The organism is Zymobacter palmae (assembly GCF_003610015.1).
Lineage (GTDB): Bacteria > Pseudomonadota > Gammaproteobacteria > Pseudomonadales > Halomonadaceae > Zymobacter > Zymobacter palmae.
Map to the genome: position 1 here is coordinate 2,393,441 of NZ_AP018933.1, position 16,445 is coordinate 2,409,885.

At 54.8% G+C, this 16,445-nt stretch carries 13 protein-coding genes and 1 tRNA gene; 5 read left to right on the forward strand and 9 right to left on the reverse strand.

Annotation, left to right across the window (positions count from 1 at the left end; all coding sequences use genetic code 11):
• Nucleotides 1–214: 214 nt before the first annotated feature.
• Together ZBT109_RS10690 and ZBT109_RS10695 are read right to left on the reverse strand one after the other, a co-directional pair.
• Nucleotides 215–598 carry a hypothetical protein gene (locus ZBT109_RS10690; RefSeq protein ID WP_027705861.1) on the reverse strand — a complete coding sequence of 128 codons (384 nt, stop codon included), beginning with the start codon at nt 596–598 and terminating at the stop codon, nt 215–217.
• A 307-nt stretch (nt 599–905) separates the two neighbouring features.
• A complete protein-coding gene (locus ZBT109_RS10695) occupies nt 906–2,090 on the reverse strand; it encodes a hypothetical protein (protein WP_027705860.1) in 1,185 nt (394 codons plus the stop codon).
• 439 nt (nt 2,091–2,529) lie between these two features.
• Here ZBT109_RS10695 and ZBT109_RS10700 point away from each other — a divergent pair, with 439 nt between their 5' ends.
• Together ZBT109_RS10700 and ZBT109_RS10705 are read left to right on the forward strand one after the other, a co-directional pair.
• Entirely contained in the window at nt 2,530–4,383 is a 1,854-nt protein-coding gene (locus tag ZBT109_RS10700) for an ATP-binding protein (RefSeq protein WP_051524110.1), read from the forward strand.
• A gap of 2 nt (nt 4,384–4,385) precedes the next feature.
• Entirely contained in the window at nt 4,386–6,695 is a 2,310-nt protein-coding gene (locus ZBT109_RS10705; RefSeq protein WP_027705858.1) for an ATP-binding protein, read from the forward strand.
• A 114-nt stretch (nt 6,696–6,809) separates the two neighbouring features.
• On the opposite strand, the gene ZBT109_RS10710 is transcribed toward ZBT109_RS10705, so the two are convergent.
• Nucleotides 6,810–7,271, reverse strand: coding sequence for a DMT family transporter (locus ZBT109_RS10710; protein WP_027705857.1), 462 nt, complete (start codon nt 7,269–7,271; stop codon nt 6,810–6,812).
• 154 nt (nt 7,272–7,425) lie between these two features.
• The gene (locus ZBT109_RS10715) at nt 7,426–8,001 is read right to left on the reverse strand and encodes a DedA family protein (protein ID WP_038279139.1); all 576 of its coding nucleotides are present in this window, start codon (nt 7,999–8,001) and stop codon (nt 7,426–7,428) included.
• A 146-nt stretch (nt 8,002–8,147) separates the two neighbouring features.
• On the opposite strand from ZBT109_RS10715, the gene ZBT109_RS10720 reads away from it, so the two are divergent.
• Nucleotides 8,148–8,224, forward strand: a tRNA-Met gene (locus ZBT109_RS10720).
• 256 nt (nt 8,225–8,480) lie between these two features.
• Here ZBT109_RS10720 and ZBT109_RS10725 read toward each other — a convergent pair.
• Nucleotides 8,481–9,788 carry a M18 family aminopeptidase gene (locus ZBT109_RS10725; RefSeq protein ID WP_038279136.1) on the reverse strand — a complete coding sequence of 436 codons (1,308 nt, stop codon included), beginning with the start codon at nt 9,786–9,788 and terminating at the stop codon, nt 8,481–8,483.
• Between the two features lie 227 nt (nt 9,789–10,015).
• Between ZBT109_RS10725 and ZBT109_RS10730 the strand changes: the two genes are divergently transcribed.
• Nucleotides 10,016–12,022: a carboxy terminal-processing peptidase gene (locus tag ZBT109_RS10730; protein WP_232012840.1), complete on the forward strand. Its 2,007-nt coding sequence runs from the start codon at nt 10,016–10,018 to the stop codon at nt 12,020–12,022.
• A 192-nt stretch (nt 12,023–12,214) separates the two neighbouring features.
• Here the strand turns inward: ZBT109_RS10730 and ZBT109_RS10735 are convergent, their stop codons facing one another.
• Nucleotides 12,215–12,418, reverse strand: coding sequence for a hypothetical protein (locus tag ZBT109_RS10735; protein ID WP_027705854.1), 204 nt, complete (start codon nt 12,416–12,418; stop codon nt 12,215–12,217).
• Between the two features lie 826 nt (nt 12,419–13,244).
• The gene (locus tag ZBT109_RS13880) at nt 13,245–13,394 is read right to left on the reverse strand and encodes a restriction endonuclease (protein WP_170144704.1); all 150 of its coding nucleotides are present in this window, start codon (nt 13,392–13,394) and stop codon (nt 13,245–13,247) included.
• A 353-nt stretch (nt 13,395–13,747) separates the two neighbouring features.
• Between ZBT109_RS13880 and ZBT109_RS10745 the strand changes: the two genes are divergently transcribed.
• Nucleotides 13,748–14,005, forward strand: a complete 258-nt coding sequence (locus ZBT109_RS10745; protein ID WP_027705853.1) for a PAAR domain-containing protein — start codon at nt 13,748–13,750, stop codon at nt 14,003–14,005.
• Here ZBT109_RS10745 and ZBT109_RS10750 read toward each other — a convergent pair.
• Nucleotides 13,996–15,111, reverse strand: coding sequence for a hypothetical protein (locus ZBT109_RS10750; RefSeq protein WP_027705852.1), 1,116 nt, complete (start codon nt 15,109–15,111; stop codon nt 13,996–13,998). The two genes, ZBT109_RS10745 and ZBT109_RS10750, sit on opposite strands and share 10 nt — an antisense overlap.
• Nucleotides 15,112–15,141: 30 nt before the next feature.
• Nucleotides 15,142–16,251, reverse strand: coding sequence for a type VI secretion system protein TssA (gene tssA / locus ZBT109_RS10755; RefSeq protein WP_027705851.1), 1,110 nt, complete (start codon nt 16,249–16,251; stop codon nt 15,142–15,144).
• Nucleotides 16,252–16,445 lie beyond the last annotated feature (194 nt).

Below are 16,445 nucleotides of genomic sequence, written 5' to 3' on the forward strand. Positions count from 1 at the left end.
AAAAATCTCGTATTCAGCATGAAAGCAGACAGTCCCATAACTGATGGACTGAATTGACCGCACGTCCAAGGCAGAACTGCCGAGCCTGGACGTCGTCAATGTATCAAAAGCGGCAATATCTAATAGCAGATTGCGTGGAACAACAGAAAGCAGATCAAATAGTCGTTATTGACGCATGAGGCAAATCCCCCGCAAAGGCGGGTTTTAAACGGAGCTACAATCTTTTAATCAGGTTCTCAATGTTGGCTGGTTCAAAGTAATGCTGATTAACTTCACCATTTATAAAGAAACCATCTTTTAGTAAGCCTTCAAGCTCACTCTCTGCCTCTTTATTGAAGATACCAGGATATATTCTCTTGTATGACTGAAAGGTACCTCTCATATTCCTGCAAGCATTCTCCGCGATTTCGAATGAGATCTCGTTGCCTGCGTTGAAGACCGGTATGAAGATCTCAAGAATATCGTTCTTTAACTTCTGTTTAAGTTTCTTTTTTTCAACAATATTTGAATAACAGATACCTAAAAAGAAGGTGAAGATACCAGGAACCCAATTGTTAACGAAAATTTCAAAAACCCCTTTAATAGACAAAGTGTCCACTATTTTACTCCTTAATTAAGATTGCAGCTCTTATAGCATTAACTGCGTAAAAGGCAGGAATTAGACTATGGGTTACCTGCCCACCGTTGATTAAGATACCCCGATTTTGTATTGCCTTCATCATGATCGTGAGCGCGAATATGTTCTCGTCATAATCGGATATGAGACAATCTCGAACTTCCGCTTCTCGCTCAAAGCAGACCTTATGACCTCGATTTCTGGCAGATCCGAGCAAAGAGCGAACATTGATATCATTAATCGGCCTCAATCTAAGGGGGGAACATTTCCCCCTTAGATTGAGGCCAGTTTACTGAAGGTACTTCTTCAACCAATTACTTGTGCCTTCAATGTCATACGCTTTTTCCCCAAATCCTTTCGCAAGCAGGGACTCTGGTAAATACTCGTCGTATTTATTTAAGGTCTTTTCTGGAACATATGTGGCAAGATCAAATGCAGATGGCAAGCCTGACAACAGCATTTCTTTGAGCGCGTGCTGAACGGAAGCTGCACTGGAGTTATCGATTTCAATAACACCTCCAAATGAATTTGCTTTAAAACCACAACGTATGAGCAAGGCTGTAATCGTATTCACAATTTTATCCCCTATCCAGGGAATTACATAACAGTGTTGCCCACTCGTAATAAAATACTCATTTTGCAGGTTATAACGCTGAAAGTTACTACAGCCTTCCGCAAATAGGTTTCTGGCGGCAGCATCGGCATAATCTACTTTCTTGCCGCCTATTGCTATGCGGTAATCACCTTCCCTATAGATAGCGAGCATTTCCTGACGAACGGCATCATGAACAGACATTCCTCCACCACTAAATTGTGGTGGCTGACCGCCTTTGGTCGCCTCTACATAGATAACTTTTTTCTCTGTCTCGATCTCTGTCACTTTCCAGCGCCGCCCACCGAAGATGATGTGTTGATCTGGTAGCAGTGGGGAGTCCACAGGCACTGTTCCAAGAGTTCTGTTTCCGGTGACAATGCGGAACTCTTCTGGTGTATTGAACACAGCATAAAAAGTGTAATGGTTAGTCAGTTTCTCCCCTTCTGCCCCAACAACCATTTCTCCGCTAGCAAGTTGAGTGAGCAGGCCACATATTCCCATATGTTTAAGCAGACTTTTGAAATCGTTTAAATCTACATTTTTAAACGGCCCTGTCTGGCATAGCTGTGACCAGAGCTGATCGGCACGAACTCCGCCCCATTGTGCGGTAATAGCAAGAATCTGGTGTAACAGTGTGGAGTAATGCATCTGTTGAGCATCAGCTGGTTCGAACCATTGTTTAGAGATCATCAATCTGATCATTGCCATCGACTGGACCAAATGCAGCCGTAGGTGGTCAACGATACTGCTAGCCACATTGAGCTCATTTTCTGTAATTAGCATTCTTAGAGCGTGTTTCATAACCTCAATATCTCTGCCATTGAGAAGGATAAGCCACAAAATTGCGGCAGAAACCGTTTGTTCTTCTAGCAAGGACAAACGCAATCACTCAGGTTATGAAACGGTCTCTAAATAAAAAACTCATTGAACACCTTTTCAAGCCATTACATACACCTCACTCGAAAGGGCTGTTAATTTATATCAGTAAATAATAGCGTAATTTAAATCGGCGGCATTGCGACCGAAGACAACAGATAGCATTGACGCCTGTTCTGCCCGCCCCCTCCAGCAAAAATCGCCCTAACCTACACGGGTGCTATGAACACATAGCCTTTTCCTTCGGTCTTTCTAAACGAAACAGTTGCGTTTCACTACTATCCTGCATATAACCATTGTAACTTCATATTTATTAAACCGTATTAATAATCAGTCACATTAAAAATACGCATAGACATCGCCGATAACAGCCGCTCAACTTCCCAGAATCTCGTCTATCGAGAATAATGACGCTTCGGTGATTGATAAAGGGAATAGTACTTTGGATAACTCGTCTTCGCTGTCGTCAATCGTACAGCACCGCACCCCGGTCAATCTGACGGGGCTAATGCAGGTGCTGAGCCAGCACCTCTACTCCACGCCGATGGTGGCCATTCGCGAGCTGGTGCAGAACGCGCACGATGCCATCGTTCGCCGCCGTCTTGAAGCACCGGAATGGCAACAGTCTGCCAGCATTCGTGTCGAGTGTGACCCGACTATACCGTCCATTACCATTACGGATGTGGGCTCGGGGCTGACAGAAGAGGAAATCCATCAGTATCTGGCGACGGTGGGGATCGGCTATACCCGTGGCCTGCGCCAAAGCGATGATGATACCGGTCTAATCGGCATGTTCGGGCTAGGGTTCGCTTCAGCCTTTGTAGTGGCAGACAAGGTGACGCTAACCACCACCTCGTGGAAAGCACCGGACATCAGCTGGCGTTACCGTTCCAGCAACGGCGAAACCTATACCGTCGAGCAGGCTCCGAACCACCCGGTCGGTACCTCTATCGAGCTGACGCTGAAGGATGAGTTCGTGGGGTTAGCTAATACGGCCCACCTGAGTGCAGTGCTCAGCCGCTACTGTGCGCTGTTGCATGAGCCGATCTTCGTCGGTCAGTCCGATCAGGCCATCAACCATATCACCCCGCCGTGGCGTGAACAGAAAGGTGCCGTGGCCCTTCATCCTTCTCTGGTACAGAAGCGCCATCTCGTATTTGCATCGCGCTTCGAGCAGCGCTTCACGCCCCTCTGCGTGCTGCCGGTCGAGCCGCAGGGCGACAGCGATGCGGTGGGCATCCTATGGCTGCAGGACGGTGCGACCTACGGCACCAGTGATAACCGCAATCTGTCACTGTTCCTGCGCGGCATGCTGATTGACGACCAAGCACGCGAGCTGTTGCCACCGTGGGCCGGTTTCGTTGGCGGTGTCATCGAATCTAACAAACTGGTGCCCACCGCCAGCCGTGAAGACCTCCAGCGCGATAGCCGCTACAGCGCAACGCAGATGGCACTCAACGAGGCGCTGATCACAGGACTGGCATCGCTGGCCAAGCAGCAGCCGGAAATCTGGCGTCGCGTTATTGCGCGTCATAATGAGGCCCTACTGGGCGCGGCCCTGTGTGACGACCGCCTGTTCGACCTGCTAAAGGACGATCTCAACGTGCCGACCTCGCAGGGCGACATGCCGGTCAGCACGCTGCGCCGCGACAACAGCCTTACCGTGATGCTAGGCGAGGACGGCGGTTTCGAAGCGGTGCTGTTCCGCCTGCTGCAGCGCCCTGTCGCTCACGGCTATCGCTATGCGGTGGTCCCGTTCCTGCGTCGCTGGGCCGAACACTACGGTGCACGCCTGATCGAGATCGGCACCAAGTCCGGCAACCAACAACTGTTCGCTCTGGAAGACATCACTCCAGATGAGAAGCAATGGTGGTCATCACGCTTGGTCGACGACGAAGGGTTCGTGCCCGCGCGCTTTGAGCCCACCTCGCTCCCCCTGATCGTGGTGACTGATCGCGAGGCTGAACTGAAGAAACGGCTTGAACAGGACGATGCCGACAAACGCATGAGTACCGCCGCGCTCATGCTGGCACGCCAGTTCACTCAGAACATCGAGCAGACCCATACGCAGATCCTGTACCTCAACTTTGCCAACCCCGCCGTTCAGGCGCTGTCACGCTGCTGGCAAGCAGGCACGATGCCAGATGCTGGCGCTTTCCCGCTGTTGAAGAGTTTGAAGGTACTGCTGGCCGCACAATCACCGGACTATCAGGGCGGCAAGCTTGATCAGGCACTGGAAAGTTTCGGTCACGTTATTACACAGCTGGCGCATGCCGCCGCACGACAGGAGCAGTAAGCATGGATATCTGGCAGTGGTATCAGCAGTACGAACGCGACATGTGGGAATCTGGTCAAGACTACCCCGTTCGGCTGGTCGATGACTTTCTCGAGTCCGTGGTACACATGCAATACGGCAAGGCCGAAGCGCTGCTGCCCGAAGTGCGCGCGCTCAAACAAAGCGCCAACAACCCGTGGCTGGAAGTGCTGCTAGGGCACTGGGAAATGCGCCATCGACTGGGCAACGAAGCCGAAGGACAAACGGCCCTTGCCGATGTCGTGGCCCTTTATGAACGCGCTCACCAAAGCGACACCGCCGAATGCCCCCAGTCGGTCTGCGTGACGCAGGATCTGAGTCATTGCTACTGCAACGTTGATGCCCGCGGCTGGGCGGACGAACGCATTGCCGTCTGCCAGGAAACGATGGCGGGCATCGACCCCAGCTGGAGCTGCTATCAGTGCCTGTCGGACGAACAGTTCGATGCCATGCTTGATAAGGGGCTGTACGAGGAAGCGCTGACGTTCGTGCGTGGGCAGATTGAAAAGATCAAGGCCGTGGGTGCGGACGAAGATGATGAAGCCCTGCGCGAAAGTGAAGCCGAAGCACTGATGCTGCTCGGTCAGTACGATGAAGCGCTGGCGATCATGGATCGGCTGTGCGAATCCTCGAACGTCGGCGACAACAACACGCAGGCGCGCGAAACTCAGAACATCATCCGTCTGCAGGTACTGGCCCATGCCGGCCGCGATGAGGAAGCCTGGGAAGCTCTGCCTGCGGTAACCCCGCACATTGCCATGCGCTGGGTCGATGTGCTCAGCACGCTGATATCGCGTGCGCCGCAACGCAACACGTGGCAGGTCGGCCGCTCGCTTCAACAGATCCTTGAGCAGCGCATTCGTGTGGGTGCACCACGCGATGCCATTACGGTCGCCAAGGTACACATCGCGCTGGCGCTGGCGCGCAATGCCACCTGGACAGCACACCAGGCACTGGCACTGGCTAAAACACAACTGCCCAAACTGCGCAGTGCACTCGGCGACGATCAGGCACTGGCCGTACTGGAAGCTCAGATTGATGCACAGACCCAGCAGGTTGCGCTGCCGGTCAGTGCCGATCAGTTGATGGCGTGGCTCGGCGCGCGTGACGACAGTGAGCGCGATCCTGAGCAAGAAGTCGAGTGGCTAACACTGGCCTTGGCTGAGCGCCCCGACGATCATCCGCTGCGTCAGCTAACCGCTTCTGCCTTACAGGCCTGCGCAGCGAACGAGCAGGCCATCAGTATCCTGCAAGAACGCGTCGAGCAGCATCCCGAAGAAGAAAGCGAAGTGCCGTATCAGCTGCTGCAACTGTTGCTGCAAAACCGTCGTTTCAGTCAAATCCAGCGCTTGGCCGACCGTTTCGAGGCACCGCTGCCCAGCATGGCCTGTTGGTATCGCATTCATGCCGCACAAGCGCAAGAAGACTGGCAAAAAGCCGAGCGTCTGTGCCACGACATGCTTCAACTCCCCGGCTGCGAAGACAAGATTATGCCGCACATTATTGCAGGCGGCGCAGCGATGAAGCTCAAGGCCTTTGATCGAGCACTGGGCCACCATCTGGAAGCACTTGAACGCATCGACCGTCAGCAAGAGATGTCACCCAACAATACGATCTGGGATGCCATCACTGCGGCCAGCGCGCTTCAGGAGTGGGAGCAGGTACGAGCACTAGGCGCACGGCTCGGTATGACGTTTTCGAGCGAAGAAGGCCCTATCGAAGAGAACGGAGGCTGGATTCGTCTGCGTTTCTGGGAAGACAACGAATACCGCTTCTACCTGGCCCAGCGTACGGGGCCAACGACCGCCATCGTACGGCAGCCCAACTCCCGCGATGCGCCTCAGCACCTGAATGATCGGGTAGTATTCGAACCAGCACTGCTCAATGAGCCGCCGCAGACCGAAGAAGAACAGCAAAACTTCATCGGTGTCTACGATGTCCTGCACGTCATCGCATCCGGCGGCTATGCATCGGCATGGTTCGTCGATGGCGCCGCCCCCGAGCAGGAGGTGTTCCAGCATTTTGTCGACCAACTTGAGGCTGAGGGCTGCAACGTCTGGATTACCAGCAACGATGACTATCAGGTCGTCGATACCCAGACCGACAATGCTGTACTGCCGGGCCTGTACTTCCTGCTGTCGGCACCGCAAAGCATGCCATTGCAGGCGCTGGACGCCCTGCTGACCCGCCTGACCGCTGACTGGCCGCATCTGCCTCACTGGCTGGGATTGGCCCGCAAGGCCGGTGTTGACGATACGCGCCATACCGCCATTATTGAGCGCTACCAACTCTAGGCAACCTACGGTGAGTGGCTTACCGTCACTCATCCTCTTGCGGGGACAAGTAGCAAGCGCGATATTCGCAGTCCATTTTATCGTTGGAAAAGAATGGCGAACGAGCCAACATCATCAATCGAGCCAACGGTCACCAAACATGAAGACAGCCACCCCGCTCAGCATGATGCCCATACCCACGAATTTCCACCAATGTACGGGACGCACGGGCATCTGCAACAACCCAAAACCGTCGATCAACATACCGGCCGCCAGCTGCCCGATGATGAACAGGAACATTGTGTTGGACACGCCTAGACGTGGCGATAGGAAGATGGACGTGAATACGAAGGCCGCCCCGATCAGACCGCCCGTCCAGTTCCACCATGCTTGTTTGCCAAGGTTGGTAGAAACGCTGTGCCAGTCCGCCTGCCATAACGCGATAAGCAACAGGCATAGCGTACCCACAGCGAAGGACGACAGTGCAGCGATCAGCGACTGTCCCCCCATGCTAGCACCCAAGCGAGTATTGATTGAGGCCTGCACGGACAGCCCGAATCCCCCAGCCAACGCCATTAAGAGATATGCATAGTTCATTCCGACTCCTTTCCATCCCGCCATCATGAAAGTGAAGCCTTGCGCCTCACCCACTCGTCATTCCACCGGCGAATAACCCCGCCAGCCTAGTCAACGAGTGCCATAGCATACGGTGAAAGAAACGGAATCGCTCATGTGTATTGCACGTTGTGCTCTATCGCTGGTGGCGGCGACGATGTGACCACCAGTAGTGCCCACCCCACCATGCCACCACCAGCAGCGCAATACCGCCCCACACCCAGCCCTGATACTGCTCAACCTGCGCATAGGCCTTCAGCACTGCAGGACCAATCAGATAGCCCAGCAGGGTGAACAGTACGGCCCAGACTGCAGCTCCCAGCAAATTGAAGAAGAGAAAGGTACGAATGGGTACGCCACTGGTACCAATCACGATCGGCCCCACGATGCGCAGCCCATATAGAAAGCGCACACCAAAGATAACCGAATGCTGATGGCGCCGGATCATCCCCTGCACTTTACGCACACGCCCCTTACGCCACGACAACCTGTCCAGCAGCTTCTGCCCAAAGAAATGTCCCATCAGATACAGCACCACATCCCCGAGCATGCCCCCAAACCAGACGACACCCATCAGCATGGGTAGAGAGAAAAGCCCTTTATGCACCGCAATGCCGGCCAGAATCACGACCGTCTCACCTTCAAGCAGACACCCCAGCAGCACGGCCAGATAACCGTAGTGTTGAAGCCACAGATTCACGCTGTCACTCATGCCAGTGCTCCCACAGACAAGTACCCAAGAAAGAGGCTACCACCTCGCGCCGGCGACATCTCGTTGTCCTTTACCGCTTTTCAGAATAGTTGCGCAAAAGGTGTTGACGTTCGGGCCTCTTATCAGTAACATGCGCAGCCATCGACGGCTACGTAGCTCAGTTGGTTAGAGCACATCACTCATAATGATGGGGTCCCCTGTTCGAGTCAGGGCGTAGCCACCAGATTCAGAAAATCCCTTTGATGCTTCGGCGTCAAAGGGATTTTTGCATTTCTGCCCGTTATTCATGGCTTTTCTCCCTCCTGATTTCCTCGCTCGGTCCTAAACGGCCACAGGCACGCTATGTGATGCCGAACGCTCCCTTCAGGTGGCTTCGCTACTTCCACACGCTCACCGTTTTCGAACGCGCCCTCTTGCCCATATGTGAAAGGACCTGACAGCAAGGCATGCCAGGTCCTCAATGCGCCTACGCTGCCTAACTACAGTAGCGTCTCATCCGGCGTATTGCAGTACTCCACCAGCGCCTTGATCAGATAGGCAGGATCCTCGCTGCCCGCTGTTTCACGGATCGAGTGCATCGCCCACTGGGGCAGCCCTACATCCAGCGTAGCGATCCCGAGCGCCGTAGCCGTTAGCGGCCCAATCGTACTGCCGCAGCCCATGTCCGCGCGCGTTGAAAATGCCTGCACGGGCACGCCCGCCTTGGCACACAGCTGCTTAAACAGCCCCGCCGTTCGGCTGGCCGTGGCATAACGCTGATTGGCGTTGTACTTGATGACGGGACCGCCATTGAGCGCAGGCGCATGCCCTGCATCGTGACGATCAAGAAAGTTAGGGTGCAGCCCATGAGCGTTGTCACACGAAATCATGCACGAGTGCTGAATCAAGCGAATACGCCCCTCTGGTGTGCCATCGCCGACTGCGGCATGGATACGCGTCAACACATCGTCGAGGAACGTGCCCTGTGCACCACCGGGACTGCCGCTACCCACTTCTTCGTGATCATTCGCCACGAACATTACCGCCTGCTCGCCATCGCTCTGCAACAACGCTTCCAACCCACAAAAGCACGACAGCAGATTGTCGAGACGCGCACTGGCAAACAGCTCACCGTTGATGCCCACACGTGCAGCAGGCTGGCAGTCGTACAGCCCTAATTCGAACTCAATGACGCGTCGCTCACCCAGCGACTCGCCCTGAGCCGCCAGCAGCTGTTCGACTAGTGCCGTGATATCACGCGGTGCGTTACCGGCACGCCCAAGGATGGCGTTCATCTGCGTCTGTGGGTTGAGGGTCTTGCCCTTGTTGGCCTCGCGGTCAAGGTGAATGGCCAGACTGGGCACTACCGCTACTGGCCGCAGGGAATCAACCAGCAGCGTTTCGCACTTACCCTCAGGCGATGCCAGCAGAACACGCCCGGCAATGCCGAGATCACGATCGAACCACGGCGCCAGCAATGCTCCACCGTAGACTTCAATCCCCAGTGCGATCCAATCGCGCGTAATGATGAACGGCGACGGTTTTAAACGCAGATGAGGGCTGTCCGTATGTGCCCCAATCATTCTGATCGCCTTAACAGCGCCTTTTGGCAGCTGGAAAGCGATCAATGCCCCATCATCACGTGTTGTATAGTAGCGGCCACCGGGTTCGAGCCCCCAGACAGCCCGCTCATCCAACGCAATATAGCCCGCCTGACGAAGATGATGTGCCATTCGAGCCGCGGCGTGCCATGATGTATGAGCGTGATCAAGGAAATCGAATAAACGTTCCAGCACAGAACGTGACATGGTCATACCTCCTCTATACCCTGAAATGATTCAGGCCGTTGCAGGCGGTATGGCAGGCAGGCTGCTACACTTTTCATTCCTGCATCGGCTCGGCTTCCTTCAGGCTACTGTGCAAAGTAACCGGTGTATCCGGAACCAATGACACTGCAGTGTACATCAACCGGGAGTATTTCCTCGCAATGAGCCCGTTCGCCCTACCCAAGCATCTGATGGTCCTGGCAGCCTGCATGGCAATCAGCCTGCCATCGATGGCTACTGTTTCTCCGGCCCCTGGCGATCAGCAGGTTGCCCGCGAAGTGGCCAGCCGCATTCGATACGGTCATTACGAGAACATCCGCTACGATGCCGAATGGTCGAAGCGCGCCTATGCGCGTTTCCTCGACCTGCTTGATCCCCAGCACATGTATCTCCTTAGCGGTGATCTCAAGGATTTCGGCCTACTGGAAAGCAACTACGCCAACGTATTTGCCGACGGCCAGCTAGAGCGTCCGTTCGAGCTCTACAACCGTTTCCAGCAGCGCGTCGAAGCGCGCCTGCAGACCCTCATCAACTGGCTGCAGAAGGACCCGCACTTCGATTACACCTCACATGATCGTCTTGGCACCGATACCGACAAGCAGCCGTGGGCGATCACCCCTCAGGCCCTCGACGATATCTGGCGCAAACGCCTCAAAGGGGCCGCGTTGTCGCTGCGTCTGACCGAGCCGAAGCTAACAGATGAGCAAATCGCCGAGCGCTTGACCAAGCGCTATAAGGAACAGCTCAAGCATATCCGCCAGACTAACCACGAAGACGTGCTGAGCCTCGTACTGGAAGCGGCGACTAGTGCTATCGATCCGCATACGGAATACATGTCGCCCAGCCGCAGTGAGTCGTTTGATATCCAGATGCGACTGTCGCTCGAAGGTATCGGTGCTCTACTGCAGGCCGATGAAGAGTACGTGCGCGTCGCCAGCCTGATCCCCGGCGGCCCGGCAGAAAAAAGCGGTCTGCTGCACCCCGCCGATCGCATCATTGCTGTCGGCAACGACGACGGTAGCGAGCTGACCAGCGTAGTCGGCATGCGCCTCGACGATGTGGTCAACCGCATCCGAGGCCCGAAAGGCTCGGCAGTACGGCTGCAGATCGTACCAGCGCGCGCGGTGGATAATACGCAAACGCGTATCGTCACCATCCCGCGTGACAAGGTCAATTTGGAAGATCAGGCAGCACACAGCAAGATCATCGACGTGAATCGCGACGGTCATGTTGAGCATATCGGCATCATTACCGTGCCGGCGTTCTACATCGACTTCGCCGCGATGCAGGCGGGCGACACCAACTATCGCAGCACCACCCGCGACGTGCGCGCCCTGATCGAAGAACTGAAAGCCAAGCAGGTCAATGGCATCGTACTTGACCTACGCAACAACGGCGGCGGCGCGCTGCAAGAAGCCAACTCCATGGTTGGCCTATTCATTGACCGCGGCCCGACGGTACAGGTACGCGATGCACGCGGCCGTATCACGCTGTTCGCTGACGATCAGCCGGGCATGGCCTACACCGGCCCGCTGGCCGTCCTGGTGGATCGCATGTCGGCATCAGCCTCCGAGATCTTCGCTGGCGCCATTCAGGACTACGGACGCGGTCTAATTCTGGGCGGGCAGACGTTCGGGAAAGGGACGGTGCAGACGCTGGTCGATATCGACCACGGCGGTGAACTGCGCATGACGACGGCTAAGTTCTACCGTGTCTCGGGCGAGAGTACGCAGGAACGGGGCGTAACCCCTGACATCTTCTTCCCGAATCTGATCGACAATAAAGATATCGGTGAAAGCGCACTGCCCAACGTACTGCCTTGGGATGTGGTGCGCCCAGTGCATTACACACGCTATATCTATCCGTCACTGCAGCTCGACAAACTGAAGCAGCTGCACGAACAGCGTGTGGCGCACGAAGCGGACTTTCTCTATCTGGGCAAGGAAGCAGACCTGCTGAAACAGATGCGCAGTGAGAAAAGCATCAGCCTCAATCTGGCACAGCGTAAGAAAGAGCTGGAAGCTCAGAAGGGTGAACAGCTCAAGCTGGAGAACGAACGTCGCCAGATGCTGAAATTACCGGTACTCAAGGAGCTCAACGACGATCAGGCCTTGTCGGACGACAGCCATGACACGCCCATTGACCAAGCTCAGCTTCACGAAGCCGCTGAAATACTGGTAGATTTTGCCACAGTGACCGGACTGCGCGCGCAGTAGGGTAGACCATCACGATACGCGGTATGCCTTGTGTGTTGCGCAGGGCATGCCGTACCCGTCAGAGCCTGAAAAAGACACAGCAAAAGAATGGCCGTCACTATAATCAAATAATGACTGCAATACGGTCGAACTTATCGGAAGGGTGCAACTTGCCTAGAGAGTGGCACTCACAAAATAAACATCAGGCACTCATTAGCATAGTAATCGTGCGATATCGACGGCTTCTTTCTTGTTCAGCTTAAATTCGGACAGGAGGGAATGAAGACGTTCTTGGAACTGCTCTTCGGGGGAGGGTTTGTGCTCTTCGACCTGCGGTTCAAGCCCCCGCAGCAGCTCGCCTAATTGTGCATCCAACGCCCATTTCTGTTTTACAGATAAAATTCCTTCGCGAGACATAAGACTCTTTTTTCCTGATGTAAATTGTAAGTACACAACAATATTATGTATTAAAGCCGTTACCTAACGACCCGAATACAGGTAAGCGCTGCCGCAATGGTACGGACCGAAAGGCAAAGATAAAGGCTATGACGATCCACGCGCCAAGACTCACATCGTGAACCCCACCACATTAATCAGACCCAACAAAACGTTATGACACGAAGTGTGGAGCCCTTGTGACAAGGCTCAACGGCAATTGACAGGCGATGCCTGCAATACCTATGAGAAAAGAATGAACGAAATGATTGGCGCTGCAGACCTGCTTGAATGGCCAAGGCGACCATCGCTTGCAACAACTCTGTCGAGGGTATGACATTAATCACCATTTATCAAGCATGCTAGCTATCGCTGACAACGCCCACAACCGCGCGGTCCATAGCTACATCGGCAATACCTGACAAAATATAACCCTCTTTTAGCACGTCTCTGCCATTTTGTCGGCAACCCTATAGAAAGGAGGCCTTATTCATCCTGACTCAGATAATTTGTTTAACCAGCAATACATAATATTTCCACATTCCAAGCTTAGTCGCTGCCATCACCTTGTCCAGATCCTTTTCGTTATGGAAAATAAAGCAACTTTATCGGATAGAAGATCGAAGAACTTTACGCAAAATATCTTTTAATTGTGTTTACTTTGGATATCTTATAAATCATTACACTGTTCTACCGTATTCGCCCTTACCCTCTGCCGTTATACCTGTATACCGATGATGGCGGATGACCATCACGACTCTCGTGGCCTACAAGCGCAGCCAGTCTCACCACCGACCGCATTAAAAAATCAGACTTGGCGGTTGGCGGTTGGCGGTTGGCGGTTGGCGGTTGGCGGTTGGCGGTTGGCGGTTGGCGGTTGGCGGTTGGCGGTTGGCGGTTGGCGGTTGGCGGTTGGCGGTTGGCGGTTGGCGGTTGGCGGTTGATGATCCATCGTCACGGGATGATCATCAAGCTCCAGCGCCTTGGCCTTTACTCTGAAAAAGAGCCATAAGTTTACCAAGCACGCAAAACACTATCTCATGCCGTGGTCACAATGTGCCGTAACAGTTAGCACCCTACGGCAAGAGCCAACACGGAATAAACGTTGCATCACAACCACGCACATTCTAGGCCACCATCATTGATAAACAAAAAGTGGCTGCTCTGCCGCGGAGCGCACGCAGCATGACATGGTGCCGCCGATTCAGGCGCGTTATTATGCATGACTGCAGAATTATAAAGTCGCCATTTCAACTATAAACGCAAGCCATGTGGATAATTCATTCAGGCTTGTTGGAAGGAGCTTCTTACATGAAGGGTATTATCGTACTGGGGGATCTGACGACACATGGTGGTACGGTCATCAGCGCGCAGAGCACCTATACCGTTGGGGGAAAACCGGTCGCCTGCATGGGCGATAAGATCGCGTGTCCGCTGCACGGCATCAATCTTATCATCGAAGGTGAATCCTCAATGCTGGTCAACGGCAAGCCCATTGCCCTAGATGGGCACCGTTGTGCCTGCGGTTGCCAGCTCATCGCATCAACATCGACACACGGTCACGCCTGATCGGCCACCTCGACGGGCGTCAGCAGCGTCATCGCCGTGGCGTCCGTTGCACTCAGCGATAGCAGCATCGCCGAATCTTTTTCCGTCACGGTGGCGACCGCCATCATCAGCATTGTGCCTTGTGCGGCTTGCCCCACCCACCCACAGAAAAGGTCTAGGGTGAAACAGTTCGCCATCGGTTCATAGATGCCCGCCCAGCGCTCGAAGAGCGCCATAAAGGCATCTCCCGCCCCGATATCCATCATGCAACACGCGGGTGGAACGATGTCAGGCACATCTTCTGCAACATCTGATGTACTTGCGTCAGGAATCAATGCCGCCATCAGACTCTCGAGCGCTTCGGTACGTTCGCGCTTTGCCAACGATGCAGAGCGTTGGTGCTGCTGTTGCATTGACCGCACCCAGAAACGCCCTTTAGTAGGGGCCGCATCAGGCGCCATACGCTCGAACAACATAAGGGCACCGCCTTCTCCTGCAATTAGCGGAGAGCGCTTGGTGGAAAGCGAGTCCCAATGACGAAGCTGTACTTCATCCAGTAGCGTGTCCATGCAGCACCAGAATACCCAGCGCATGGCGCCCGTGCTCTGATCGGGAGCCAGCAATGCGTTGATGTGCTGTGACGATGCCACGCGACACAGGCTTTGGCCTTCCTTCCAGACCTGATGCTTGATCAGCTGTTCAGTGATTCGTTGCTGCAAGGCCTGCTGCTGCCATGACGAAATAGATGCTGGCAGCGTCAGCACAAGGTCGACGCTTTCGCCATCAGGCAGCTGGCGAATCAGTCCGTCCAGACTTCCGGACAAAACATCCCACAGGGCATCCAGCCGCCCTTCGACGCCCATATGGCGACCACTCAGCGCGATCATACCGATCGGCTTGACCAAGCGAGGAAAGCCTTGGGTATCAACAAGCAACGGACAGGGAGAAGCCAGCGGGAGGTCATCAGGCAGACCGCTACCCAGTAGCTGCCTACCCGCAGCATTGATCGCGACGCCATCGACAAAGCACAGCCGCTCAGCGGACAAGTCATGACGACGCCCTTCCGCAATGGGTGCCTGACGCCGCGACACACGGCGGCGGTATAACTCGTCATAGATCGAGGACATCTTGCCTTACTCCCTACCCGATAATTTCACTCAATATTCAGAAGACTCGCCGCGTCGCTGTGTTCCCAGCGTTTCGCGGATGTTATCGACTACCTGGTCCTCATGAATAACGTCGCGCAGCCACTCTTCCAGCGGCATACGTCCCCAACGGATTGCACGCTCGACGAGATAAGGTACAGGGCTGTGCGGTTCGGTCTGCTTGAAAAACTGGGCGACACCGTTCAGTAGCTCAAAGGCTTCTTCACGCGTGCGCGGTGTCGTACGCAGTGCAGCATGAGCGCCAGCAGTGCCCCCCACTGTGCTCGCCTTGTCGCTGCTGTCAGCGCTCGCGGATACGTCGGCATCTTCGCTGACGACGTCTTCTTCCGGTGCCAACGTTTCACCACGATCGGTTAGCAATCGCTCGACCAGCTGAACGCACTGCTCAAGGTGCTCACGCAGCTCGCGGAATACCGGTGCATCATCGCCAAGCAGCTGATCCAGCGTTTCCGTCAGTAGGGCCAGCTGATCCAGACTGACCTTCACGCTCGCATGGCGGGCACGCAGGAACTCTGTCGAGGACAGCACAACGGCACGTTGGAATATCTCAGCGTTGATCTTGCCATCCTGAAGCGCCTGCTCCATCGCATCGGGGTTCTGCAGCGCCAGATTTTCCACCCAGCGGGACTCCTGGTAGTGCAACAACCCGTACTCATGCTCCTGCGTCAGCGGCAGTTCGTTGACCACCTGAGTCAGCGTGCTGTCCAGCCAAGAGAAGCGAGAAAGGCGCTCTTCAGGGCCGTCTTCCATCTCGGGAAACATCGTCTCCCAGTACTGAGACGATATCTTCGCCATCAGGTGCAGCCCGAACGCTAGCCCTTCAAAGTGATCGCGATGCGCCAGCGCTTCGCACAGCCAGCTGGCCAGCATCAGATCCTTGCTCTGAGAGCACAGCGCTTCGGAGGTCAACTCAATCACCTGCGGCCAGTTGGCCAGCTTGAGCTCGGTCGCCCAATCGCCCTGACTCAGGTAATCAGGGTCTGCACGGCGCGCTTCCTTGATCTCATCGAACAGAAGCGAAAAACCTAAATCCTCGCCACAACCACTGTCGCCAATCGGCGCCAGCAACGCATCAAGCGCCAGCTCTTTATGTTCCTGCATGTATAGATCTCCCTGCCAACGCGTTACATCACGGCACGATTACAATGATCGGATGCTCTTCAACAACATCGACGTTAGAGCGCTGCACCAGCGCACTGACGTCGACACTTTCGAAGGCCAGTACTTTCCATTCTCTACGGATGACACAAAAACAGCCATGGGTTTCCCCATGGCTGTCGACGCCACTCGTGACG

Bases quoted from the DNA above. Each gene is read 5' to 3' on its own strand.
- ZBT109_RS10705 (WP_027705858.1), top strand. From the start codon at position 4,386: ATGGATATCTGGCAGTGGTATCAGCAGTACGAACGCGACATGTGGGAA.
- ZBT109_RS10710 (WP_027705857.1), bottom strand. From the start codon at position 7,271: ATGAACTATGCATATCTCTTAATGGCGTTGGCTGGGGGATTCGGGCTG.
- ZBT109_RS10715 (WP_038279139.1), bottom strand. From the start codon at position 8,001: ATGAGTGACAGCGTGAATCTGTGGCTTCAACACTACGGTTATCTGGCC.
- ZBT109_RS10725 (WP_038279136.1), bottom strand. From the start codon at position 9,788: ATGTCACGTTCTGTGCTGGAACGTTTATTCGATTTCCTTGATCACGCT.
- ZBT109_RS10730 (WP_232012840.1), top strand. From the start codon at position 10,016: ATGGCAATCAGCCTGCCATCGATGGCTACTGTTTCTCCGGCCCCTGGC.
- ZBT109_RS10735 (WP_027705854.1), bottom strand. From the start codon at position 12,418: ATGTCTCGCGAAGGAATTTTATCTGTAAAACAGAAATGGGCGTTGGAT.
- ZBT109_RS10745 (WP_027705853.1), top strand. From the start codon at position 13,748: ATGAAGGGTATTATCGTACTGGGGGATCTGACGACACATGGTGGTACG.
- ZBT109_RS10750 (WP_027705852.1), bottom strand. From the start codon at position 15,111: ATGTCCTCGATCTATGACGAGTTATACCGCCGCCGTGTGTCGCGGCGT.
- tssA (WP_027705851.1), bottom strand. From the start codon at position 16,251: ATGCAGGAACATAAAGAGCTGGCGCTTGATGCGTTGCTGGCGCCGATT.